Origin of the sequence: Curtobacterium sp. PhB115, from assembly GCF_003752025.1 — a bacterium.
Taxonomy (GTDB): Bacteria; Actinomycetota; Actinomycetes; order Actinomycetales; family Microbacteriaceae; genus Curtobacterium.
The window spans coordinates 508,598-531,550 of sequence record NZ_RJKR01000006.1 but is presented as its reverse complement, the minus strand read 5'-3'; the positions used below and the strand labels follow the sequence as shown (position 1 = coordinate 531,550).

Genomic DNA, 22,953 nt, shown 5'->3' with positions numbered 1-22,953 from the left:
CGCCGACTCAGCGACCGAGGCGCGCCTTGAGCAGGTCGACCGCGCTGCGGATCTCGGCGTTCTTCGCGACCACGAGGGCCCCGAAGTACACGACGACCATGACGGCGCCGGTGAGGACCAGCGTGATGAACGCGCTCGTCACGTCGGTCATCGCGAACCCGTGCACGGAGAAGGCGCCGAAGAAGTTCACGACGACGAGGCCGGCGACGCCCGCGATGAGCGAGGCGATCACGAACTGCACGTGGGAGCGGGTCACGATCGGCCCCTCGATGCCGTCGAGACGACGACGGACGAGCACAAGGGCCACGATCGTCTGGGCGGTCCCGGCGAGGGTGGTGCACGCCGCGATCCCGACGCCGATCGCCTGGCCCGGGAGAGTCGTGACGGCGGTCGCACCGATCACGAAGAGCACGGACTGGATGCACTGCATCAGGAACGGCGTGCGGTGGTCGTGCAGGGCCCAGAAGACGCGCTGGATGATGAAGAGCATGCTGAACAGCACCAGGCCCGGCATGTACGCGGTCAGGACAGCCGCCACCGACAGCGCGCCGCCGAAGGTGTTCTCGTAGATCCGGCCGAACGGCACCGAGACGACGATGAGCGCGACGGTCGCGAAGACCGTGAAGAGCCCGACGATCCGGAGCGACAGCGACAGGTTGCGGCGGACCGCTCCGAGGTCGCCGCGTTCCGCGTCGTGGCTCATCCGGGTGAAGTACGCGGTCGCGATCGACACGGTGATGATCGAGTGCGGCAGCATGAACAGCAGCCAGGCGTTCCCGAGCACCGCGTTGCCGGCATGGTCGTTGCCGAGCGACGCGACGCGGGACTGGACGACACCGGCGACCTGCGTGACGAGGATCATCGCGAACAGCCAGCCGGCGGCCGTCCCCGTGGCCTTGAGGCCGACGCCCCGCCAGCGGAAGTCCGGCCGGAAGCGCAGGCCGGCGCGACGCCAGAAGAACGGCAGGAACGCGGCCTGGGCGAGCACACCGAGCGAGGCGCTGCCGGCCAGGACCGCGATCTCGAGCGGTGTCCACCCGGTCGGGGACGTGTGCTCGGCACGACCGTCGAACATCGCGATGAAGACGATGAGGCCGGCGACGGCGATCACGTTGTTCAGCAGCGGCGCCCAGGTGAACGGGCCGAAGACCTGCTTGGCGTTGAGGACCTCGCCCAGCAGCGAGTACATCGCGTAGAAGAGGATCTGCGGCAGGCACCAGAACGCGAACGCGACGGCGAGGTCGGTGGTCGCCTGGTCGAAGCCCTTGCCGCTCGTCCCCGCGGACGTGCTGTACAGCCGCACCAGGGCCGGCGCGAGCAGCGTGCCGATGACGGCGATGACGATGAAGATCGACCCGCCGAGCGTCACGATCTTGTTGACGTACCCCTGGCCGCCGTCGTCGTTGCGCCGCATCGCGCGGACGATCTGCGGGATGAGCACGGCGGAAAGCAGGCCGCCGGCGATGAGCGCGTAGATGTTGTTCGGCAGCTGGTTGGCGACCGCGAACGCGTTGGCCGAGGGGCTGCCGTTCTGGCCGATCGCGTACGCGAGCACGAAGGTCTTCGCGAACCCGAGGATCCGGCTCACCATCGTGCCGGCGGCGAGCATGGCGCTCGCACGCCCGAGGCTGCGCTCGGCGACCGGCTCGGCGTCGACGGCGGGCTGGGGCTGGGTGGCGCTGATGGTCGGCTCCTCGGGATCGCGGCGGTCCGCGACGGTGCTGGGACGGGCGTCGGCCGGGAGGCCCGGTGCGGCCCCGGCATGCGCGGTCGCGGCCTGCAGGCGGTCACCTTCGCGAGCCGTGGTCGCGACCGGGGTCGCCGCACCCGGTGCGTCGGGCTGCACCTCGAGCGGACGGTTCGGGTCGTCGTCGTCCTCGTCGTCGAGTTCCCCGTTGCGGCGTCGGATGCGCTTCCGGATGCTCCGGAAGATGCCGAAGCCGAAGATCGCGATGAGGGCCACGGCCGCGGTGGCGGTGATCACGGTCTCCCACTGGGCCTGCACGTTCAGCTCGACGGTGGCGGGCTGGGCGACGGCGACGCCGGTGGGACTCGACAGCGACATGGTCAGTTCGACCTTGCCGTTCGCGACCGACTGCACGGGCACGGTGGCTCGCGTCGAGGAGTCCGGCTGGATCTTCACCACGATGTCGTTGCGGACGATGCGCAGGGCGGAGTTCGACGGCTGCACGGTCAGGTGCACGGTGACCGGGTAGATCGAGCTGTTCCGGATCGAGACGGGCAGCGAGGACCGGTCACCGAGCAGGGTGAGGCTGCTCGAGTCGACGATGCCGACCTTGGTGGTGTCGTTCGCCCAGGCGGCGGTGCGGGCCTCCACCGCCGTGGCGAGCCCGTCGTCGTCGCCGCGCCAGGCGTTCGAGGCGAGCGCGAGCAGTCGGAGCCGAGCGGGGGCAGTGAGCAGGTTCGGGTCGTCCAGGATCGTGGCGAAGGCACTGAGTCCCTGCTCGCCCTGCACGAGCCGCTCGAGCTGGTCGATCCGGGCGTCGCCGGTGGACGCGCTGCTGAGCGTCAACGACCCGGCGACGGCGTTCGAGGCGGTCGAGAGGTCGGCTGGTGCGACCCAGGCGGTGCTCTCGAGGGCGTCCAGCGCCTGGCTGAGCCGTGCTGAGTCGGACGGCCACTCGCGACCGAGGGTCAGCAGGATCGGCCCCGTCGCCGTACCGGCACGCGCCGAGGTGGCCAGCGTCGCGGTGAGCTCGGACATCGTCGAGGCGTAGGTCGCGCGGTCAGGAGCGGTCGCCGCACGACGGAGCAGGGACGACATCGACTGGTCGGAGACGAGCACGTGGTCGTCGCCGATCTTCTCGGATGCGGAGATCGTGGTGTCGGCACCGGCCGAGGTGTTCCCGCTCGAGACGATGGTGGTCTTCGTGCCGGCGCGCTCGAGTGCCGGCAGGTCGGCGGAGGACACGGTGCCGTCGGTCGGCCAGGCGATGGAGTCCATCGAGTACGGGAAGTCGAGCAGGGACTCCGTGGTCGGCAGGGTGTCCTGCGTCGCACCGGTGTCGGAGCCGGTTCCGGTGCCGGCGTCGCTCGTGGCGTCGTCGCTCGGGGCCTCGGTGCTGCTCGGCGACGACGTGTCGCCCGGGGTGGCCGTCGGAGTCGGTGCCGCGGTCTCGGCGCCGGGGAAGTTCTCGGTCTTCACGGACTGGTCGAGGGAGATCGGCGACAGGATGCCGTCGGAGCCGGCCTGGCGGAGGCCGGTGACGTCCGCGTCGGCGTACGCCAGCGAGAACGTCTCGTTGCGCAGGGACTCGAGGCGCGCGAGCCAGGTGGTCGCCGAGGACGGTGCGTTCTCGCCGAGGAGCCGGATCGACGCGATGATCCGCGGGTCGACGGCGACCGCGACGTTGTGGTCCTCGGCTGCGTCGAGCTGCTGGGTCAGCGTGCCGTCCACCGAGGTCGCCGCGGCGAGCACGGGTGCCGTGAGGACGCCGTCGGCGCTCTTCGGCACGGTCACGGGCATGGCGACCGAGACGCTCACCGGCACCTGCTCGAAGTCCGGGTACCAGGTGATCGCGGAGCGGTCCACGGCGAAGGTCTCGCCGGCCGTGTACTCGGCCGCGATGCGTCGCGCGCCGAACGAGGAGTAGCCGCCGAGTGCCACGTTGCCCGAGACGATGGAGACCGTGTCGATCGTCACCGAGCGGTGCGCCGGGACGGCCGGGATGTCCACGGAGTCCATCGGGGCGCCGAGGTAACCCGTTGTGGTGGTGTCGGCGAGCCAGTCGGCGAGGACGTCTCGCGTGCTCACCGACCGGAAGATGTCGAACTCGGCGGTGCCGGCGGGGACGGCGGTGTCGGTGTCGTTCGTGACGGTCACCGAGAGCGTGAGGTCCTGGTCCCGCTGGACGATCCCGCGGTTCGCCGGGGCGATCGAGATGGTCGTCTTTCCGGCGTCCGAGGAGTCCGGATCGGCGACGTGGGTCTTGGCGGAGGAGACCGTCGCGGCGTCCGCGTGGTCGGTGCCGAGGGGCGCGACGACCAGGCCGAGCGCGACGAGGGTCGACGCGGCTGCGGCGAGCGTGGTGCGGAGGATGTGCATACGGTGACGGGCCACGGGGTCGGTTCGGGCCAGCACGAGTGTATGAGGCCCGACCATGAAGAGGTCCCGTGCGCGCGGGGTCTGTTGAGAACTCGGGGCGCCGATCTGGGAGGATGAGGACCGTCATGCAGTCCGTTGCCCAGGCCGTCGAACGACTCGACGCACTCGCCGCCACCGAGCCCGTCGACCTCCTCGCTCGGGCCTTCGCCGACGCCGGACACGAACTCGCGCTGGTCGGCGGCCCCGTCCGTGACGCGTTCCTCGGCCGTCCGGTGACCGACCTCGACTTCACGACGGACGCCCGTCCGGACGACGTCCTGCGCATCATCGAGCCGATCGCGAGCGCCACCTGGGACGTCGGCCGACAGTTCGGCACGATCGCCGCCCGGGTCGCCGGCGAGCAGGTCGAGATCACGACGTACCGCAGCGACGTCTACGACGGCGAGACCCGGAAGCCCGAGGTGGCGTTCGGCGACACGATCGAGGACGACCTGCTCCGCCGGGACTTCACCGTGAACGCGATGGCGCTCCGACTGCCCGACCGCGAGCTCGTCGACGTGCACGGCGGAGTGGAGGACCTGCTCGCAGCGCGACTCCGGACGCCGCAGCCCGCTGTGCTCTCGTTCCGCGACGACCCCCTCCGGATGATGCGTGCCGCACGCTTCACCGCGCAGCTCGGTTTCACCGTCGACGACGACGTGCGCGACGCCATGCAGGAACTCGTCGAGTCGATCGACATCATCTCGGCCGAACGCGTGCGCGACGAGCTCGTCAAGCTCCTGAACACGAACGACCCCGTCCCCGGCATCCGCCTGCTCGTGGACACCGGCCTCGCAGAGCGCTTCCTGCCCGAGCTGCCGGAGATGCGCCTCGAGATCGACGAGCACCACCACCACAAGGACGTCTACGAGCACTCCCTCACCGTGCTCGAGCAGGCGATCGGCTACGAGGCCGAGCGCCACGCTGGCGATCCCCCGGACACGGTGCTGCGGCTCGCGGCGCTGCTGCACGACATCGGCAAGCCGGCGACCCGCAAGCTCGAGCCCGGCGGCGCCGTGAGCTTCCACCACCACGACCTGGTCGGCTCGAAGCTCGCGAAGAAGCGGCTGCGCGCCCTGCGCTTCGACAACGACACGATCGCCGCGGTGTCCCGCCTGATCGAGCTGCACCTCCGCTTCTTCGGGTACACCGAGGGCGCCTGGACCGACTCGGCCGTCCGGCGCTACGTCCGCGACGCCGGTCCGCAGCTCGAGCGGCTGCACGAACTCACCCGCTCCGACGTCACCACGCGGAACCGGCGGAAGGCCGACCGGCTGGCGTTCGCGTACGACGACCTCGAGGACCGGATCCGCGTCCTGGCCGACCAAGAGGAACTGGACTCGATCCGGCCCGACCTGACCGGGGACGACATCATGCGGATCCTCGACATCCCGCCGGGACGTGCCGTCGGCGAGGCCTACCGCTTCCTGCTCGAGGCGCGCATGGACGACGGACCCCTCGGGCCGGAGACGGCCGAAGCGCGCCTGCGCGACTGGTGGGCCGCCCGGGACGCGACCGCCTGACGGACGCGACGGTTCTGCACAGCCGGTGGCGCGCCTCCAGGCTGTCGGGTAGTCTGTGCAGGTTGCCCCGCGCGTGTCTGCGTGTCGAGGCACATGCATCAACCCTCCTGCCCCGGGAACTGCCCGGGGCCGCTGAGACCAGAGGAGGTGGGTTCCGCATGCACCAGTACGAACTGATGGCGATCCTCGACCCCGAGATCGATGAGCGCACTGTCGCTCCCAGCCTGGACAAGTTCCTCGCGGTCATCCGCAACGACGGTGGCACCGTCGACAACGTGGACGTCTGGGGCCGTCGCCGGCTCGCTTACGAGATCGCGAAGAAGTCCGAGGGCATCTACGCCGTCGTCGACTTCACGTCCTCCCCCGAGGCCGCCAAGGAGCTCGACCGTCAGCTCGGTCTCTCCGAGGCCGTGCTCCGCACGAAGGTCCTCCGCGCTGAAGAGGGCATCGCGCAGGTCGCCGCCCAGAAGCAGCGTGACGAGGCCCGCGCGGCCCGCAAGGCCGCCAACGCCTCCGCGACCGCGACCGCGAGCGCCGAGTAACCCGTGGCCGGCGAAACCGTCATCACGGTGGTGGGCAACCTCACCGCGGACCCCGAGCTGCGCTACACGCAGAACGGGCTCGCGGTGGCGAACTTCACCATCGCCTCCACGCCTCGCACGTTCGACCGTCAGGCGAACGAGTGGAAGGACGGCGACGCGCTGTTCCTCCGTGCGAGTGTGTGGCGGGAGTTCGCCGAGCACGTGGCGGGGTCGCTGACGAAGGGCTCGCGCGTCATCGCGCAGGGTCGTCTGCGTCAGCGTTCCTACCAGGACCGTGAGGGCCAGCAGCGCACGAGCATCGAGCTCGAGGTCGACGAGATCGGCCCGTCGCTCCGCTACGCCACCGCACAGATCACCCGCGCAGCGGGTGGCAGTGGCGGCGGTCGTGGCCAGGTCGGTGGCGGCGGCAACGCCCCCGCAGGCAACGGCGGCGGCAACTGGAACAACAACGGTGGCGGTCAGTCGGACGCGCCGTGGTCACCGCAGGGTGGCCAGCAGGGCGGCGGCAACGCACAGTCGAACGACGTGTGGAGCACCCCCGGCGGCAACTTCGACGACGAGACCCCGTTCTGATCCTCCTGGTTCCGACGGACACACAACTTTTCTTCTAAGGACAAATCACTATGGCTGGAAAGAGCACCGGCGACCGCCGGAAGCCTCGCGGCAAGGGCGGCAAGAACGCCGCTCCCGCGAAGTCGATCAAGGTCGGCGTCATCGACTACAAGGACGTTGCGACCCTTCGCAAGTTCATCTCGGAGCGTGGAAAGATCCGCGCCCGTCGCATCACCGGCGTCTCCGTCCAGGAGCAGCGCCTCATCGCCCGTGCCGTGAAGAACGCCCGTGAGATGGCGCTCCTCCCCTACGCCGGCTCCGGCCGCTGATCGGAGGTCGACACATGTCGAAGCTCATCCTCACCCACGAGGTCTCTGGCCTCGGTTCCGCTGGCGACGTCGTCGACGTCAAGAACGGCTACGCCCGCAACTACCTCATCCCCCAGGGCTTCGCTGTCGCGTGGTCCAAGGGCGGCGAGAAGCAGGTCGAGTCGATCCGTGCCGCGCGCACCGCGCGTGAGCTCGCCACCATCGAAGAGGCACAGGACCTCAAGATGAAGCTCGAGAACGCGACCATCTCCCTGTCGGTCAAGGCCGGCAAGGACGGCCGTCTGTTCGGCTCCGTCCGTCCGGGCGACGTCGCTGACGCCGTCCAGGCGCAGGGCGTCGGCTCGCTCGACAAGCGCAAGGTCGAGGTCCCCGCGACCATCAAGACCGTCGGTGACCACGAGGCCACCGTGCGTCTGCGCGAGGACATCACTGCCGTGATCTCGCTCAAGGTCGTCGCTGCCAAGTAGCACTGACGTTCCGCTCCACGACGGGCGGGTCTCCTCCGGGAGGCCCGCCCGTCGTTGCGTTGGCGGCAGGGGGTGTCGCCGCGCGGGCGGCGTCGGCGGCATCGGCGGCGTCGAGTGAGCAGAAGATGTCGCCTCCCGCCGCCTCACCCGACATCTTCTGCTCACTGCATGCGCGTGGTCGCTTCGTGACGGACGGGAGGCCCGGCTCGTTCCGCGTCGGCGGGCTCGGCTTGGCTGGATGGTTACCTCTCAGGCACTGCCCGCCTTGCTGGGAGCGGCCCGAGAACACTTCCCACAGGAGGGGTCCTTGTCAAGTCGTTTTACACAGCAGAAACGTGTCAAATCGGAACCTTCAACGCGTACTTGAACCCCACTTCTCCACACACCGTGTGGAACAGAAAACCCCAGGTCAACCGGTCGAAAGTGTGTTCGTCTAGCGAGTTGTGCACAGCCTCATCCACAGTTGTCCACACAGACTTCCGGCGTGTTCCCGCTTCTCTCCACAGAGTTATCCACAGGGCCGTTTGTTGGGGATAACTCTTCGGCCGTAGCTTGGGCCAGCGACTCGGGGATGTCGGTCGCTGGGGATAGAAATGCAGCACGGGTCCGGCCCGTGGGTTCCGGCCCGAACGCTCCGGCCGTGTCGTTCAACAGAGGAGTCAGTGTGTCGATCGCGCATCTCGAGCCCGCACCGCAGGAGTACGCGGAGCGCGGCATGGAACGCACCCCGCCGCACGACCTGCTGGCCGAACAGTCCACGATCGGCGGCATGCTCCTGTCGAAGGACGCCGTCGCCGACGTCATCGAGACCGCCCGCGGTGTGGACTTCTACGTCCCCAAGCACGAGGTGATCTTCGACGCGATCCTGTCGCTCTACTCGCACGGTGAGCCCACCGACGTCATCGCCGTCACCGACGAGCTGACCAAGACCGGCCTGCTGTCCCGAGGCGGCGGCGCCGAGTACCTGCACAGCGTCACGAGCATGGTGCCGACCGCTGCCAACGCCGGGTACTACGCCGGCATCGTCGCCGAGAAGGCCGTGCTCCGTCGTCTCGTCGACGCCGGCACCCGCATCGTGCAGATGGGTTACGCGTCCGAGGGTGAGGTCACCGACCTCGTCAACAGCGCCCAGGCCGAGGTCTACAACGTCGCCGGCGGGGTGCAGACCGAGGACTACGTCCCCCTGACCGACGCCATCTCCGCAGCCCTCGACGAGATCGAGGCCGCCAAGGGCCGCGACGGGCAGATGACCGGCGTTCCGACCGGGTTCGCCCAGCTCGACGGCCTGACGAACGGCTTCCACCCCGGCCAGCTCATCATCGTCGCTGCACGACCCGCCCTCGGCAAGTCGACCCTGGCGCTCGACCTGTGCCGTGCCGCCGCGATCAAGCACGACCAGACCGCCGCCTTCTTCTCACTCGAGATGGGGCGCGCCGAGATCGCGATGCGTCTGCTCTCCGCCGAGACCAGCGTCCCGCTGCAGAACATGCGCAAGGGCACCGTGGACTCCCGCGACTGGACCACCATCGCGCAGACCCGCGGACGCATCAACGACGCCCCGTTCTTCATCGACGACTCCCCCAACATGACCCTCGTCGAGATCCGCGCCAAGTGCCGACGACTCAAGCAGCAGCACAACCTCAAGCTCGTCGTCATCGACTACCTGCAGCTGATGACCTCGGGCAAGAAGGTCGAGAGCCGCCAACAAGAGGTCTCCGAGTTCTCGCGTGCGCTCAAGCTCATGGCGAAGGAGCTCCAGGTCCCCGTCATCGCGCTGTCCCAGCTGAACCGTGGTCCCGAGCAGCGCGCCGACAAGAAGCCGCAGATCTCCGACCTGCGTGAGTCCGGCTCGATCGAGCAGGACGCCGACATGGTCATCCTGCTGCACCGCGAGTCGGCGTACGAGAAGGACAACCCGCGGCAGGGTGAGGCGGACCTGATCGTCGCGAAGCACCGTAACGGTCCGACCGACACGATCACGGTGGCGTTCCACGGGATGTTCTCGCGGTTCGTCGACATGCCGCAGTAGGCCTCGTCGCGGCCTGGGAGGAAGCAACTTCCGACATCACCGAGCAGATCAACTCCTCGATCCCGCTCGGACGGATGGCCGTACCCGAGGAAGTCGCCGAGGTCGCTGCGTTCCTGCTCAGTGACCGGGCGTCGATCGTGACCGGCGCGATCGCTCCGGTCGATGGCGGCGCCGGCGCATGTTCCCGGGCGGTCTTCCCGCTCCAGCACGTGGTACCGGTGCACATACGGATCGCACCGGGCCGCGGACGACCGGGAGTGCGCGGCCGTCTGACCGGTACGCGTCCAAGGGGCGGGCGGAAGGCCCGGTGCGGGCCCTCCAAGAGCGTCCCGTCCGCGGTTGGCGGCCGGAGGAAGTCCCCTCGACCTGCCGTAGGGTCGGTCCCGTGGACGAGACGCGATCTGAAGTGCGGACCGCGGGGTCGCGGCTCCCGACGATGCGCGATGTCGCGGAGCACCTCGGGGTCTCGCGCCAGCTCGTCTCCCTCGTGCTCCGGGGCGCTCCTGGCCCGAGTCAGGAGTCGCGGACGCGGATCCTGCAGGCGGCGCAGGACCTCGGGTACCGCCCGAACGCGTCCGCTCGCCTGCTGCGACAGCGACGGACGAACTCGATCGGCCTGATGATCGAGATGCGGAACCCGTTCGAGGTGCGCTTCACCGAGCGGTTCGTCTCCGCCGCTGCCGAGCAGGGGTTCTCAGTGGTGGTCGGGGTGCACACGGCGGAACGCTCGACGGACGTCGTCGTCTCCGAGCTCATCGCGCAGCGGGTGGAAGCGGTCGTCGCGTTCAATCCGGATCCCCACGCTCCGGCGCTGCAGGACGCCCTGGCACGTGTGCCGGTCGTGTGGCTCGGCGAGAAGGCGCCCGGTTCGGCGATCGACAACGTGCGGGTCGACGAGGCCGGAGGGCTCCGGCAGGTCGTCCGGCGGCTCGTCGAACTCGGCCACGAGCGCATCGCCTACGTCGGCGGTGAGGGTGGGACGGTCGGTGTGGACCGAGCAGAGGCGTACCGAGACGCGATGTCGGCAGCCGGGCTCGACGCGTTCACCTCCGTGATCGCCAGTGGCTTCGGGGAGGAGGACGGCGCGGCGGCGGCTCGCGCGTGGGTCGCCGACGACTGTGCCGACCGTCCCACCGCGCTGGTCGCCTGCAGTGACTCGAACGCGGTCGGGATCCTCGCGGTGCTGGCCCACGAAGGCGTCGCCGTACCGCAGTCCGTGTCGGTCGTCGGGTTCGACGACAGCTACGTCGCCGCGCTGTCGTACAACGCGCTGACGTCGGTCCGTCAGGACGTCGAGGTGACGGTGGACGTCGCGCTCCGGATCGTCGTCGAGCGGCTCTCCGACGAACCGGGATCACCGTCAGAGGTGCTGACGCGGACCGTGCTCACGGAACGCGCGTCGACGGGCCCCGCGCCGACCCGTTGACGACGGACAGCGGATCGGCGAACCGTCAGCGCACCTTGCGGATCGGGATCACGACGACCGCTCCGACCAGGGCGACGATGCCGGCGCCCCAGAGGAGCAGCGTGTAGTTGTCACCGGCGCCGATCCCGAGCAGGAACAGCCCCAACGCCGGTGCGAGGGACTGCGGGAGCGCGTTCGCGATGTTGATGACGCCGAGGTCCTTGCCGGCGTGCTCGGGGTCGGGCAGCACGTCGATCGTCAGAGCGGTGTCGACGGCGGCGTAGATGCCGTACGCGAAGCCGAGGACGATCTCCGCGAAGTAGAACATCCCGATCGTGCCGGCGTGGGCGAGGACGATGAGCCCTGCGGCGAACAGCACGGTGGACCCGGCGACGAACACCTTACGGCGGCGCAGTCGGTCCGAGAGCCAGCCGGAGACGGTGAGGCTCACGAAGAGTGCGATCGTGTAGAGCAGGACGCCGAGCGCCACGACGCCGACCGCGTCCTTCGCAGACAGTCCGAGCTGGTCCTGCGTGTAGAGCAGCCGGTACGTGGTGAACATGTACGTCGCCAACGTGATGAGGAACCGCGACCACCACGCCAGCCCGAAGTCGGGGTGACGGATCGGGTTCGTCCAGAAGGTGCCGATGACCTGGCGCCACGAGAACGGCTTGACGGGGGTCTCGGGCACGCGGTCGGGGGTGACGAAGACGTACACGATGACCAGACCGATGCCGACGATCCCGGGCAGGACGAACAGCACGGGCAGGTTCGCGACGAGGTACACCGCCAGGTAGGTGCCGGCGAGGATGGACACGTTCTGCGCGAGCGCGAGGATGCTCGACGCCCGACCGCGCTGCTGCTCGGGGACGTTGTCGGCGAGGCTCGCGATGAGCGCTGCCGACGCGGCGTTCGACGCGACCTGGCAGAACAGCCACGCGAAGGTCAGCATCAGCACCGAGGTCGACGCGGACACCCACGCGAGCCCGAGTGCGAGTGCGATGATCCCGCCGACGAGCCACGGGCGACGGCGACCCCACCGGGTGCGGGTCCGGTCGCTCAATGCCCCGAACAGCGGGTTTGAGATCATCGCTCCGAGGGCGCCGAACGGCAGGACCGAGCCGACGATCGACGCCGGGTCTGACGGGTTCATCTCCTGTGCCTTGAGCTGCAGGCTCACCACCACGGGCGACAGGATCGCGACGAAGATCCCGAACTGCGCGAGGAACAGCGCTCCGAGGTACTTCTTGCCGATCGGTTCCGTGCTCACGGCCACGGTGTACGGGTGAGCGTCTTGCGGTCTCGTCGTCATCGACGTCTCCTCGGTGCGTCAGTGCAGCACGACTTAGCTCGTGCTAAATTCTCGGATGAGCGAGATGTTATCTCGTGCCAACAACTTTCGCGAGAGCATGAGGAGAACTGCATGCCGATCACCCAGCTTCCCGAACCCGAACTGTTCACCGCCCGGACCGGCGAACCCGCCCTGCGCTGGGGACTCATCGGGCCCGGTTGGATCGCCGGTGAGTTCGTCTCCGCGGCGCATCGGCACACCGCGCAACGCTTCACAGCGGTGTCGTCCCGCTCCGCCGACCGCTCGGCCGCGTTCGCCGCCACCCACGGGATCCCGAGCGCACTCGATGACCACCGCGCGCTCGTCGACCACCCCGAGGTGGACGTCGTCTACATCGCGACCCCGCAGAGCGAGCACGTCGAACTCGGGCTCCTGGCGATCGCAGCGGGCAAGCACGTCCTGATCGAGAAGCCGATCGCGCTCACCGCAGCCGAAGGGCAGCAGCTCGCCGATGCGGGCCACGCCGCGGGCGTGCTCGTGATGGAGGCGATGTGGAGCCGCTACCTCCCGCAGATGTCGGTGGTCCGACAGCTCCTGGCCGACGGGCTCCTCGGCGACGTCGAGGCCGTGCACGCCGACCACGGCCAGGCGATCCCGGCCGACCCGCAGCACCGGCTGTACCGCCCCGAGCTCGGTGGCGGGGCGCTCCTCGACCTCGGCATCTACCCCGTGCAGTTCGACTCGATGGTCCTCGGCGCACCGACCGAGGTCGTCGCCACCGGCGGCATGACCCAGACGGGCGTCGACGCCTACTCGACGCTCGCACTCCGCCACGGCGGCATCGTCCAGTCGACGATCACGACCACGATGCTCACCCGCACCCCCACCCGGGCGTCCATCTCCGGCAGCGCCGCACGGCTCGATTTCGACTCGTTCTTCTACACGCCGTCCGCATTCAGGGTGCTGGCGAACGACCCCAACGCACCGACGGACGGACCGGACCTCGGCTACACGGACGGCACGGGCCTCCGACTGTTCGACGGATTGTCGTGGGAGGCGACCGCCCTCGCGACCTTCGTCGGCGAAGGCCGCACCGAGTCGCCGCTCCACACGCTCGACGAGACGATCTCGATCCTCGCGACGATCGACTCCGCGAAGGAACAGCTCCGCGCGGACGCTGCGGGCGCCGAGGACCGCAACGGACTGGAGCCGGACGGGATCACCGAGGACGGGGTCGCCGCGTGACCGGCGAGACGCTGCTCACCGGACAGCGCACCCGCATCCGCGTGTTCGACGTCGCCACCCGGACCGCACGGACCGTCCACGAGACCACCGAGATGTTGTTCGAGGCCCCGAACTGGACCGCCGACGGGCGTCTCATCGTCAACGGGGAGGGCGTGCTCTGGTCCCTGCCCGTCGCCGGCGGCGAGCCCGAACCCATCACCATCGATGGCATCCCCGCCCTCAACAACGACCACGTCCTGCACCCATCCGGCGACACCATCCTCGTCTCCGCGAACGACTTCCACCTCTACGAAGCCCCGATCGGCGGCGGCACCGCCCGACGCATCACCTCGGCGGACGGCCCGCTCCACTTCTTGCACGGTGTGCACCCTGACGGAAGCACGCTGGCGTACGTGCGGCTCGAACCACAGGGCGACGACTGGTGGGCGAGCGCGACCATCCACGAAATCGGCATCGACGGCAGCCGGGATCGCGCGGTGACGACGCACCCCGGGCCAGCCGATGGTCCCGAGTACTCCCCCGACGCTGCGTGGATCTACTTGAACACCGAGCAGTTCACGCCGGGTCGGGCGCAGATCGCTCGGATTCGGCCGGATGGGTCCGACCTCGAGCAGCTGACTTTCGACGAGCGTGTGAACTGGTTCCCGCACCTGAGCCCGAAGGGCGACTGGGCCGTGTACCTCAGTTTCCCGGCGGGCACCACAGGTCACCCGGCCGACAAGGACGTCGAACTCGTGCTGATCGACCTGGTCGACGGTCCCTCGATGGCCGGCCCGCAGGCCGGGGTCTGGTCGGCCGGCGAGGTGGTCGCCCGGTTCAACGGCGGCCAGGGCACGATCAACGTCAACAGCTGGTCACCTGACGGCAGCGCCTTTGCCTACGTCGACTACCCCGTTGACGGCGAGGAACACCCGGCCGTAGACAACCAGGAGCACCACGTATGAGCGACTTCGTCTTCCCCGCAGCCGACGGCCCATCGCTGACCGACACCCCGGTACTCCGATGGGGTGTCGTCGGGACCGGTCAGATCGCCGGTGACTTCGTCGACGCCCTGCACGCGCACACCGCGCAGCGCGTCGTCGCGGTGACCAGCCGGACGACCGAACGCGGAGACGCGTTCGCGGCCGTGCACGGTGTCGAACGTACCTTCACCGACGCACACGCGATGGCGGCCGACCCGGGCGTCGACGTCGTCTACGTCGCGACTCCGCACCGGCAGCACCTCGAGGGTGCCCTCGCCGCGATCACCGCCGGCACCCCGGTGCTCGTCGAGAAGCCGCTCGGCCTGTCCCCTGGCGAGGCGGCGTCGGTCGCGGCGGCGTCGCGCGAACACGGCGTCTTCGCGGCAGAGGGGATGTGGACCCGCTACCACCCCGGGTTCCGTGTGCTCGCGAAGCTGTTGGCGGACGGTGCGCTCGGGGACGTGCTCCTCGCCCACGCCGACGTCGGCTGGCGGGTCCCGCTCGACGTCCCCACGCGGTTCCTCGACCCGGTCGAGGGCGGCGCGCTCCTCGACATGGGCATCTACTCGATCTGGTTCGCTCAGTTCGCGATCGGCCACGCGACGAGCGTCGCTGCCAGCGGTCGGTTGCACGACGTCGACGGCGGTCGGGTCGACGTCGCGTCGGCCGCACTCTTCACCGGTGCGACCGGCGCACGGGCGACCGCCACGTCCACACTCCTCGGGACCACCGACGGTCTCGCCTCGATCGTCGGCACCGCCGGGACCGTGCGGTTCACCGACCACTTCGTGTTCCCCGGACGGTTCGCCGTCACGATCGGCGGCGAGAGCACAGAATGGCGAGACCCGGACGGACTCGTCGGCCGCGCCGGACTGGCACACGAGGCCGTCGGCGTCGCAGCACTCATCGCCGACGGGCACACGTCCTCGCCGCTGCACTCCCTCGATGACTCCACCGCCCTCGCGACGACGCTCGCCGCCGTCCGCTCCGCACTCGACGAACAGGACACCCCTCGATGACCGGCACCGCAGACCTCGACACCACCGCACGACTGGAACTCCTCGCGACGCAGGACGTCGAAGTCCGCTTCTCGGACTTCACGCACGACGACGCCATCGCCCTCGGTCAGCGCATCATCACGCTCGCGCGGGAGCGCCAGCAGACCATCTCGACCTCGGTCTGGCTGGGCGAGCAGCTCGTCTTCCAGGCGGCGCTCGCGGGGACCTCGGCCGACAACGACGGGTGGATGAACCGCAAGGTCGCCGTCGTCCGCCGCTTCGACAAGGCGTCGCTGCACATCGCCGAGCAGATGCACGCCTTCGGCATCGAGGACATCGCGCACGCCCGGATGGTCGATCCGATGGACTACGCCTTCAACGGCGGCGCCTTCCCGATCCGCGTCGGTTCCGCCCAGGTCGGTGTCGTGGTCGCGTCCGGCGTCGACGACTTCGTCGAGCACGACCTGGTGGTCGAGGCGCTGCGCGCCCACCTCGAGCGCTGACGGCAACGGCCGCACCGTCCCCCCTGTCTGACGGGAGGCACGGTGCGGGCCCGCCACGGGCCTCCCGTCACGTTCGTCGTCTGTGACCGTCCACGTCGCTGGAGGGTCACATCGTCGAAACGACGTCAGGAGAAGTAGGTCGGCTCGCGGCGCACGTAAGCAGAGTCCAGAGCTGCGACGTCCTGGTCCGACAGCGTCACGTCGAGTGCGGCCACCGCGTCCGCCAGGTGGTGTGACTTCGTCGCACCGACGATCGGCGCGGCGACCACGGGGTTGCGGAGTACCCACGCGAGGGCGACCTGCGCCATCGCGACGTCGTGCTCCCTGGCGATGCGCTCGACAGCGTTCACGACGGCCTCGTCCTCAGGGATCCAGAGCGGCCGGCCCTTCGGGTCGGTGTCCGGGTTGGCCGTCCCTCGCGTCGTGCTCTTCTGACCCCACGGCCGCGCGACGACGCCGGCGGCGAGCGGGCTCCACGGGATGCTGGAGACACCTTCGTCGGCGAGGAGCGGGAACATCTCTCGTTCCTCCTCGCGCATGATCAGGGAGTACTGGTCCTGCATCGAGATGAACGGTGTCCAGCCGTTGGTCCTCGCAGCGGCCTGCATCTTGGCGAACTGCCACGCCCACATGCTCGACGCACCGATGTAGCGCACCTTGCCCGCCTTGACGACGTCGTGGAGCGCCTCCATGGTCTCCTCGATCGGCGTGTTCGGGTCGAAACGGTGCACCTGGTAGAGGTCGACGTAGTCCGTGCCGAGTCGAGTCAGCGACGCGTCGATCTGCTCCATCACCGCGCGACGTGACGAGCCGGACTCGCCGGGACCGTCGCCCATCCGGTTGAACAGCTTCGTGGCGAGGACCACGTCCTCGCGACGGGTGTACTGACGGATGGCGTCCCCGACGATGCGCTCGGAACTGCCGAGGCCGTAGACGTTCGCGGTGTCCCAGAACGTGATCCCGAGTCCAACCGCTTGCCGGAACAGCGGTTCTGCTGCTTCGGCGTCGAGCGCCCACCCCACTCCGCGGGAGCCGTCGCCGAAGCTCATGCACCCCAGTGCGATCCTGCTGACCTCGAGCCCGGAGTTGCCGAGTCGTGTGTACTCCATGTTCAGAATCCTCCGGCGTCACGGACGGTGTAGTGCTCCTCGAGCGCCGCGGTCTCCTCGGCGGTGAGCTCGATGTCGACGGCGGCTGCGGCGTCGTCGAGGTGGTGCGGCTTCGTGGCCCCGATGATGGGGGCCGTGACCACGGGGTTCTTGAGCACCCAGGCCATCGCGATCTGCGCCATCGGAACGCCGCGGTCCGCTGCGATCCGCTGCACTGCGTCGATGACGGGGCGGTCCCGCTCGGTGTCGGCGAAGAAGGTGTTGCCGACAGGGTCGTCGGAGGAACGCTTCGTTCCTTCGCCGGCGGGGCGGGCGACGCGCCCCTTCGCCAGTGGGCTGTAGGGGACGCTGCCGACGCCCTGGTCGGCGAGGAGACCGAACATCTCGCGCTCTTCCTCGCGGTAGAGCAGGGAGTACTGGTCCTGCATGGACACGAACCGGGTCCAGCCGTGCAGGTCGGCGGCGTGCTGCATCTTCGCGAACTGCCAGGTCCACATCGCGGACGCGCCGAGGTAGCGGGCCTTGCCGGCCTTGACGACGTCGTGGAGGGCTTCCATCGTCTCTTCGACCGGGGTCTCGGGGTCGAAACGGTGGATCTGGTACAGGTCGACGTAGTCGGTGCCGAGACGGGTCAGGGATGCGTCGATCTGTTGCATGATCGCCTTGCGCGACAGGCCGGCGACGTTCAGGCCGGGGCCGGTGCCGGGCTTGTCGGAGAAGTGGGCCTTGGTGGCGAGGACGATCTCGTCGCGCTTGGTGAACTTGCGGAGCGCTTCGCCGACGATGCGCTCCGAATCGCCGTAGGAGTACACGTTGGCCGTGTCCCAGAAGGTGATGCCGAGGTCGAGTGCCTGCCGGAAGTACGGCAGCGCGTCGTCTTGGGGGAGGGACCACTGCAGGTGGCCGCTGGCGGGGTCGCCGAAGCTCATGCACCCGAGTGCGATGCTGCTGACCTTCAGTCCGGAGTTGCCGAGTCGTGTGTACTGCATGGTGTCCTTTCGGGGGGCGGTCCGGCCGGACCGCCATGAGGTCGTGCTGGTGGTGCTCAGGCCTGGGTGGACGGGCGGAGCAGGATCTCGTTCAGGGCGAGGTGCCGCGGGCGGGAGAGTGCGAAGGCGATGACCTCGGCGACGCGGGTGGTGGTGTCAGGCATGAGGGTCCTCTCGAGTGGTGCGGCCGATCACGTCAGCCTCGCCGTCGGCTTCGGAACTCGCGGCGAGGCTGCCGAGGAGCGCCAGTCGCTCCTCCGTCGGTGATCCGACGGCTGCCGTGCAGGCGTACATGGTCCATCCGGGGCTGTCTGGCATCTCGAACGCCTCGTAGGTGAACTCGAGGTCGCCGACCTCGGGGTGGTGGATCCGCTTCGCCCCGGTGCGGTGGAATCGGACGTCGTGGGCGGCCCAACGGGTCCGGAACTCGTCCGACCGGGTCACGAGCTCGCCGATGAGCCCGGTGAGCGCCTTGTCGTGCGGGTTCTGCCCCGCCGCCTGACGAAGTGAGGCGACGATGCTGCTCGCGCCGGACACCCACTCCGGGTAGTAGATCCGCGCGGCCGGGTTGAGGAACGTGAACCGCGCGTTGTTGCCCTGCGCCCCCGGGTCGTCGAAGATCGGCGCGAGCAGTGCCCGTCCCAGCGGGTTCGTCGCGACGGTGTCCATCTGTCGGTTCCGCACCCAGGTCGGCGTTCCGGTGATGGTGTCGAGGAAGCGTTGCAGGCTCGGACGGACGACCGGTTCAGGGGACTTGATCCGTCGGCGGGCCGGCGTCGGGACCGCGCTGCGGGCGAGGTCGTTCAGGTGTTCGGTCTCGGCTTCGTCGAGCTGCAGCGCGCGGGCGATCGCCTCGAGCACCTCGGCCGAGACACCGGCGAGGTTGCCCCGTTCGATCTTCGCGTAGTAGTCGATGCTCGTCCCTGCGAGCATCGCCACCTCTTCGCGACGGAGCCCCTTCACTCGCCGCCGTCCGCCGCTGATGATGCCGGCCTGCTCCGGGGTGATGCGCGCACGGCGGGTGCGGAGGAAGTCGCTGACCTCGGCGTGGTTGTCCATGACCGCCACCGTACGACCGCCCGCCCGAGTGGAGGAGTGACTGCTGGTACACGGATAAGCCCGCCCTCCCACGCACGGGCGGGCGGGAGTGTCATGGACGCATGGCAAACGCGACCCCCACTGTGACGCTCAACAACGGCATCGAGATGCCGATCCTCGGCTTCGGCGTCTTCCAGGTCGACAATGATTCGACCGAGGCGGCCGTCAGCGCCGCCCTCACCGCCGGCTACCGTCTCCTCGACACCGCCGCCGCGTACGGCAACGAAGAAGCCGTCGGCGCCGCGATCGCGAAGAGCGGCATCCCGCGCGACGAGCTCTTCGTGACCACGAAGCTCTGGATCCAGGACGCTCCCGCCGAGGAGAACACGAAGCGAGCCTTCGATGACTCGCTCCGCAAGCTCGGCCTCGACTACGTCGACCTCTACCTGATCCACCAGCCGTTCGGTGACTACTACGGTCAGTGGCGCGCGATGGAGGCCCTCAACAAGGAAGGCCGTGCCCGCGCGATCGGTGTCTCGAACTTCGCCCCCGACCAGCTGCTCGACCTCATCATCAACAACGAGGTCGTCCCCGCGGTCAACCAGATCGAGACGCACCCGTTCAAGCAGAACACCGACTACCAGGAGCTCATGCGCGGTGAGGGTGTCCAGATCGAGTCGTGGGGTCCCTTCGCCGAGGGCAAGAACGGCCTGTTCACGAACGAGGTCCTCGAGGGCATCGGCAAGGACCACGGCAAGTCCGTCGCGCAGGTCGTCCTCCGCTGGCTGACCCAGCGCGGTGTCGTCGCGATCCCGAAGACGGTGAACCCGGACCGCATGGCCCAGAACCTCGACGTCTTCGACTTCGAGCTCACCGAGGCGCAGATGGCTCAGATCGCGGACCTGCACACCGGTGAGTCCCAGTTCTTCGACCACGAGGACCCCGAGATGGTGCGCTGGCTCAGCGCACGTCGCCTCAGCTGAACCACCCTTCGGACTGGAGGCGCGGTGCCAGCCCGCACCGCGCCTCCAGTCCGTTGTCCGGAAGGACCACTGCCATGGCCGAACCCGCCATCTCACGTCGCGCTCTGATCCGCGGCGCAGGTGCTGCGGCTGCTGCCGCAGCAGCAGCGAGCCTCGCTGCCTGCAGCACCGGCTCGTCCCCCGCCCCCTCGACCATCGCAAGGAGCACCGTGCCCTCGACCGACTCCGACGAGCGGATCCTGCTGGCGTACTTCTCCCGCCCGGGTGAGAACTACTGGAACGGCGGCCGGCGCACCCTCGACACCGGGAACACCGAGGTCCTCGCCGGACTGATCAGCGACCGGATCGACTGCGACGTCGTCCGCATCGAACCCGCCGACCCGTACTCCGACAGCTACGACGACACCGTCGCGCGGAACGTCCGTGAACAGAACGGCGACGCCCGGCCCGACATCGCTGGCGGCCTACCGGACCTGGCCCAGTACGACACCGTGCTCCTCGGCAGCCCCATCTGGAACGTCCAGCCCCCGATGATCATGGCCACCTTCGCCGAGGCGGTCGACCTCTCCGGGAAGCCCGTGCTGCCGTTCGTCACCTACGCGGTGAGCGGCCTCGGGTCGACCGAGTCCTTCTACCGCGACCTCGACACCGGAGCAACGCTCGGCGAGGGCCTCGCCGTTCGCGGCGAAGAAGTCCGGGACAGCGGCGCCGGAACCGACGTCGACCAGTGGCTCCGAGCCGCTGGACTCCTCTGAACCCACTCGACCGCCCCCGATCCATCCCGGAGGAAACGCCATGCCTGCCCAGCAACGCACCGTCCTCGTCGTCGGAGCCACCGGCAGTGTCGGACGGCACGTCGTCGACACCGCTGTCCGCGCCGGACACCGAACACGCGCACTTGCACGCTCGGCCTACAAGGGGCAGGGCCTCGCCCGTGGGGCAGAGGTCGTCATCGGCGACCTCACCGACGCTTCGACCCTCGTCGAAGCGGTCAGCGACATCGATGCCGTCATCTTCACGCACGGTGACAACAGCAACGCCGAAGCGGTGAACTACGGCGCCGTCCGCAACGTGCTGCGCGCACTCGACGGACGGCCGGTCCGGATCGCGCTGATGACCACCATCGGCGTCAGTGTCCGTCGCGCCAGCTCCGAGTGGAAGCGGCGCGGTGAGCGGCTCGTGCGTGCCAGCGGCAACGAGTACACCATCGTCCGTCCCGGCTGGTTCGACTACAACGACGCGGACGAGCTCCGCATCGCACCCCGTCAGGGCGACACCGAGACGACCGGTACGCCCGCCGACGGCGTGATCGCCCGCCACGAGATCGCTCGCGTCCTCGTGGAGAGTCTCACGAACCCCGCTGCCGGACACAAGACGTTCGAACTGGTCGCGGCGCGCGGGGACGAGCAGGACGACCTGACACCGGTCTTCGACTCGCTGCGCCCGGACGCGGCCGGATCCCTCGACGGGGTGCTGGACGCCGACAACCTGCCGATCGATCAGGAGCCGACAGCGGTACTCAGCGAACTCGACCACGTCCGGCCCCGCTCCTGACGAGCCGGCACCGAACCACCCACCGCATCAGCTCGACGAGAAGGACACCATGACCACCTGGCTCATCACCGGCGCCTCCAGCGGACTCGGCGCATCCCTTGCCCGCGCCGTCCTCGAGCAGGGCGACAACGCCGTCATCACCGCTCGCAACACCGACCACCTGACGGAGATCACCGACGCGTACCCCGAGAACGCCTTGGCGGTCTCGCTCGAGGTGGCCGACCACGACCAGGTCGTCGCCGCGGTCACCGCCGCGACCGAGCGGTTCGGTGCCGTCGACGTCCTCGTCAACAACGCCGGCCACGGCTACCGTGCCGCGGTCGAGGAAGCCGCCACCGACGAGGTCGACGAGCTGTTCGCCACGAACTTCTTCGGGCCCGTGGACCTGATCAAGGAGGTCCTTCCACAGATGCGCGCCCGCCGCGCCGGCACCATCGTGAACGTCTCCTCCATCGGCGCACCCCGTTCCAACCCGGCGTCCGGTTACTACACCGCGACGAAGACCGCACTCGAGGGGATGTCCGACGCGCTGAACCGTGAGGTCGGGCCGCTCGGGATCCGCGTGATGGTCCTCGAACCGGGGGCGTTCCGCACCGACTTCTCCGGCAGGTCGCTCAAGCAGTCCCGCACCGTGATCGACGACTACGCCGACACGGCCGGCAAGCGCCGCAAGGAGAACGACACCACACACGGCACGCAGCCGGGCGACCCGGACCGTGCCGCACGCGTGATCATCGACACCGTCGAGGCAGACGAAGCACCGTTCCGCCTGCTCATGGGATCCGACGCCGTGCAGATCGTCCGCGACGAACTGCAGGGCCGCATCGACGAGATCGACGCCTGGGCCGACGTCAGCCGCACCACCGACTTCACGCAGGAGGACGACTCGTGAGCACCTGGCTCATCACCGGTGCGTCCAGCGGGCTGGGCCGGGCACTCGCCGAGCACGTACTCGGCGCCGGACGCCACGTCGTCGCCACAGCCCGCGACCCGAAGGTCCTCGACGACCTGCGCACCGCCTTCCCGGAGACGGCCCTGATCGTGCCCGTCGACGTCACCGATTCCGCATCCATCCAGGCGGCAGTCGATGGGTTCAGCCGCTCGTGCGGTAGCCACGCCGATTGAACGGGCTCCAACGAGGGTCTGGCACTCGGTCGGATCTGCTGCGCCGAGGCACAGCCGGGAAGAGTCAACCTCACGGTACGTACAGTCCGCGCCGACCGTCCGTCTCGCTCAGCGCCGTTCCGGAGCTCGCCGATCGGTCATCGAGACGAAATCGGAGACGCTCGCTTCTGCGACAGCTGCGCGGAGACGGGATGCGCACCCGAT

General features: G+C 69.1%; 21 protein-coding genes and 1 pseudogene. 17 read left to right on the top strand and 5 right to left on the bottom strand.

Annotation, left to right across the window (positions count from 1 at the left end):
- Window positions 1–7 precede the first annotated feature (7 nt).
- Window positions 8–4,066: a DUF6049 family protein gene (locus EDF19_RS08125; RefSeq protein WP_185022743.1), complete on the bottom strand. Its 4,059-nt coding sequence runs from the start codon at window positions 4,064–4,066 to the stop codon at window positions 8–10.
- 125 nt (window positions 4,067–4,191) lie between these two features.
- Between EDF19_RS08125 and EDF19_RS08120 the strand changes: the two genes are divergently transcribed.
- From EDF19_RS08120 to EDF19_RS08085, 8 genes and pseudogenes are all read left to right on the top strand, one after another.
- Window positions 4,192–5,628 carry a CCA tRNA nucleotidyltransferase gene (locus EDF19_RS08120; RefSeq protein ID WP_123680390.1) on the top strand — a complete coding sequence of 479 codons (1,437 nt, stop codon included), beginning with the start codon at window positions 4,192–4,194 and terminating at the stop codon, window positions 5,626–5,628.
- A 158-nt stretch (window positions 5,629–5,786) separates the two neighbouring features.
- The gene (gene rpsF, locus EDF19_RS08115) at window positions 5,787–6,170 is read left to right on the top strand and encodes a 30S ribosomal protein S6 (protein WP_111083667.1); all 384 of its coding nucleotides are present in this window, start codon (window positions 5,787–5,789) and stop codon (window positions 6,168–6,170) included.
- A gap of 3 nt (window positions 6,171–6,173) precedes the next feature.
- Entirely contained in the window at window positions 6,174–6,743 is a 570-nt protein-coding gene (locus EDF19_RS08110) for a single-stranded DNA-binding protein (protein ID WP_110862690.1), read from the top strand.
- A gap of 50 nt (window positions 6,744–6,793) precedes the next feature.
- Complete coding sequence (gene rpsR / locus EDF19_RS08105) at window positions 6,794–7,051, top strand: 30S ribosomal protein S18 (protein ID WP_017887834.1); 258 nt, start codon at window positions 6,794–6,796, stop codon at window positions 7,049–7,051.
- Window positions 7,052–7,065: 14 nt separating this feature from the next.
- On the top strand, window positions 7,066–7,518 hold the full coding sequence (rplI, locus tag EDF19_RS08100) for a 50S ribosomal protein L9 (protein ID WP_123680389.1): 453 nt from the start codon (window positions 7,066–7,068) through the stop codon (window positions 7,516–7,518).
- A gap of 664 nt (window positions 7,519–8,182) precedes the next feature.
- Complete coding sequence (gene dnaB / locus EDF19_RS08095) at window positions 8,183–9,547, top strand: replicative DNA helicase (protein ID WP_123680388.1); 1,365 nt, start codon at window positions 8,183–8,185, stop codon at window positions 9,545–9,547.
- 2 nt (window positions 9,548–9,549) lie between these two features.
- Window positions 9,550–9,723: pseudogene (locus EDF19_RS08090) on the top strand (SDR family oxidoreductase); the annotation flags it as partial.
- Between the two features lie 209 nt (window positions 9,724–9,932).
- Entirely contained in the window at window positions 9,933–10,973 is a 1,041-nt protein-coding gene (locus EDF19_RS08085; protein ID WP_221180631.1) for a LacI family DNA-binding transcriptional regulator, read from the top strand.
- Between the two features lie 25 nt (window positions 10,974–10,998).
- On the opposite strand, the gene EDF19_RS08080 is transcribed toward EDF19_RS08085, so the two are convergent.
- Window positions 10,999–12,222: an MFS transporter gene (locus EDF19_RS08080; protein WP_260217018.1), complete on the bottom strand. Its 1,224-nt coding sequence runs from the start codon at window positions 12,220–12,222 to the stop codon at window positions 10,999–11,001.
- Between the two features lie 153 nt (window positions 12,223–12,375).
- Here EDF19_RS08080 and EDF19_RS08075 point away from each other — a divergent pair, with 153 nt between their 5' ends.
- Genes EDF19_RS08075 through EDF19_RS08060 form a run of 4 tightly spaced genes read left to right on the top strand, consistent with a single transcriptional unit; the run spans window position 12,376 to window position 15,951 of the window.
- A complete protein-coding gene (locus EDF19_RS08075) occupies window positions 12,376–13,488 on the top strand; it encodes a Gfo/Idh/MocA family protein (RefSeq protein ID WP_123680385.1) in 1,113 nt (370 codons plus the stop codon).
- Complete coding sequence (locus EDF19_RS08070) at window positions 13,485–14,432, top strand: hypothetical protein (protein WP_123680384.1); 948 nt, start codon at window positions 13,485–13,487, stop codon at window positions 14,430–14,432. Before EDF19_RS08075 ends, EDF19_RS08070 begins: the two co-directional genes overlap by 4 nt.
- Window positions 14,429–15,469 carry a Gfo/Idh/MocA family protein gene (locus EDF19_RS08065; RefSeq protein ID WP_123680383.1) on the top strand — a complete coding sequence of 347 codons (1,041 nt, stop codon included), beginning with the start codon at window positions 14,429–14,431 and terminating at the stop codon, window positions 15,467–15,469. Before EDF19_RS08070 ends, EDF19_RS08065 begins: the two co-directional genes overlap by 4 nt.
- Entirely contained in the window at window positions 15,466–15,951 is a 486-nt protein-coding gene (locus EDF19_RS08060) for a heme-degrading domain-containing protein (protein ID WP_123680382.1), read from the top strand. The genes EDF19_RS08065 and EDF19_RS08060 overlap by 4 nt, the downstream gene beginning before the upstream one ends.
- A gap of 125 nt (window positions 15,952–16,076) precedes the next feature.
- On the opposite strand, the gene EDF19_RS08055 is transcribed toward EDF19_RS08060, so the two are convergent.
- From EDF19_RS08055 to EDF19_RS08040, 3 genes are all read right to left on the bottom strand, one after another.
- A complete protein-coding gene (locus EDF19_RS08055) occupies window positions 16,077–17,060 on the bottom strand; it encodes an aldo/keto reductase (RefSeq protein ID WP_123680381.1) in 984 nt (327 codons plus the stop codon).
- Window positions 17,061–17,062: 2 nt separating this feature from the next.
- The gene (locus EDF19_RS08050; RefSeq protein ID WP_123680380.1) at window positions 17,063–18,049 is read right to left on the bottom strand and encodes an aldo/keto reductase; all 987 of its coding nucleotides are present in this window, start codon (window positions 18,047–18,049) and stop codon (window positions 17,063–17,065) included.
- 156 nt (window positions 18,050–18,205) lie between these two features.
- Entirely contained in the window at window positions 18,206–19,108 is a 903-nt protein-coding gene (locus EDF19_RS08040) for a helix-turn-helix domain-containing protein (RefSeq protein ID WP_123680379.1), read from the bottom strand.
- Window positions 19,109–19,209: 101 nt separating this feature from the next.
- Here EDF19_RS08040 and EDF19_RS08035 point away from each other — a divergent pair, with 101 nt between their 5' ends.
- The 5 genes from EDF19_RS08035 (at window position 19,210) to EDF19_RS08015 (ending at window position 22,749) form a co-directional block, all read left to right on the top strand.
- Window positions 19,210–20,070 carry an aldo/keto reductase gene (locus tag EDF19_RS08035; RefSeq protein ID WP_123680378.1) on the top strand — a complete coding sequence of 287 codons (861 nt, stop codon included), beginning with the start codon at window positions 19,210–19,212 and terminating at the stop codon, window positions 20,068–20,070.
- Window positions 20,071–20,144: 74 nt separating this feature from the next.
- Window positions 20,145–20,825 (top strand): flavodoxin, encoded by a 681-nt coding sequence (locus EDF19_RS08030; RefSeq protein ID WP_123680377.1) that lies wholly within the window; start codon window positions 20,145–20,147, stop codon window positions 20,823–20,825.
- Between the two features lie 40 nt (window positions 20,826–20,865).
- On the top strand, window positions 20,866–21,624 hold the full coding sequence (locus EDF19_RS08025) for an SDR family oxidoreductase (protein WP_123680376.1): 759 nt from the start codon (window positions 20,866–20,868) through the stop codon (window positions 21,622–21,624).
- Window positions 21,625–21,673: 49 nt separating this feature from the next.
- Window positions 21,674–22,516, top strand: a complete 843-nt coding sequence (locus EDF19_RS08020) for an oxidoreductase (protein WP_123680375.1) — start codon at window positions 21,674–21,676, stop codon at window positions 22,514–22,516.
- Window positions 22,513–22,749 carry an SDR family NAD(P)-dependent oxidoreductase gene (locus EDF19_RS08015; protein WP_123680374.1) on the top strand — a complete coding sequence of 79 codons (237 nt, stop codon included), beginning with the start codon at window positions 22,513–22,515 and terminating at the stop codon, window positions 22,747–22,749. The genes EDF19_RS08020 and EDF19_RS08015 overlap by 4 nt, the downstream gene beginning before the upstream one ends.
- Window positions 22,750–22,953: the final 204 nt, after the last annotated feature.

Coding starts and splice junctions, on each gene's coding strand:
- EDF19_RS08075 (WP_123680385.1), top strand. CDS start 12,376: ATGCCGATCACCCAGCTTCCCGAACCCGAACTGTTCACCGCCCGGACC.
- EDF19_RS08120 (WP_123680390.1), top strand. CDS start 4,192: ATGCAGTCCGTTGCCCAGGCCGTCGAACGACTCGACGCACTCGCCGCC.
- EDF19_RS08025 (WP_123680376.1), top strand. CDS start 20,866: ATGCCTGCCCAGCAACGCACCGTCCTCGTCGTCGGAGCCACCGGCAGT.
- EDF19_RS08125 (WP_185022743.1), bottom strand. CDS start 4,066: ATGCACATCCTCCGCACCACGCTCGCCGCAGCCGCGTCGACCCTCGTC.
- EDF19_RS08065 (WP_123680383.1), top strand. CDS start 14,429: ATGAGCGACTTCGTCTTCCCCGCAGCCGACGGCCCATCGCTGACCGAC.
- rplI (WP_123680389.1), top strand. CDS start 7,066: ATGTCGAAGCTCATCCTCACCCACGAGGTCTCTGGCCTCGGTTCCGCT.
- EDF19_RS08055 (WP_123680381.1), bottom strand. CDS start 17,060: ATGGAGTACACACGACTCGGCAACTCCGGGCTCGAGGTCAGCAGGATC.
- EDF19_RS08030 (WP_123680377.1), top strand. CDS start 20,145: ATGGCCGAACCCGCCATCTCACGTCGCGCTCTGATCCGCGGCGCAGGT.
- rpsR (WP_017887834.1), top strand. CDS start 6,794: ATGGCTGGAAAGAGCACCGGCGACCGCCGGAAGCCTCGCGGCAAGGGC.
- rpsF (WP_111083667.1), top strand. CDS start 5,787: ATGCACCAGTACGAACTGATGGCGATCCTCGACCCCGAGATCGATGAG.
- EDF19_RS08035 (WP_123680378.1), top strand. CDS start 19,210: ATGGCAAACGCGACCCCCACTGTGACGCTCAACAACGGCATCGAGATG.
- EDF19_RS08050 (WP_123680380.1), bottom strand. CDS start 18,049: ATGCAGTACACACGACTCGGCAACTCCGGACTGAAGGTCAGCAGCATC.
- EDF19_RS08020 (WP_123680375.1), top strand. CDS start 21,674: ATGACCACCTGGCTCATCACCGGCGCCTCCAGCGGACTCGGCGCATCC.
- EDF19_RS08060 (WP_123680382.1), top strand. CDS start 15,466: ATGACCGGCACCGCAGACCTCGACACCACCGCACGACTGGAACTCCTC.
- EDF19_RS08040 (WP_123680379.1), bottom strand. CDS start 19,108: ATGGACAACCACGCCGAGGTCAGCGACTTCCTCCGCACCCGCCGTGCG.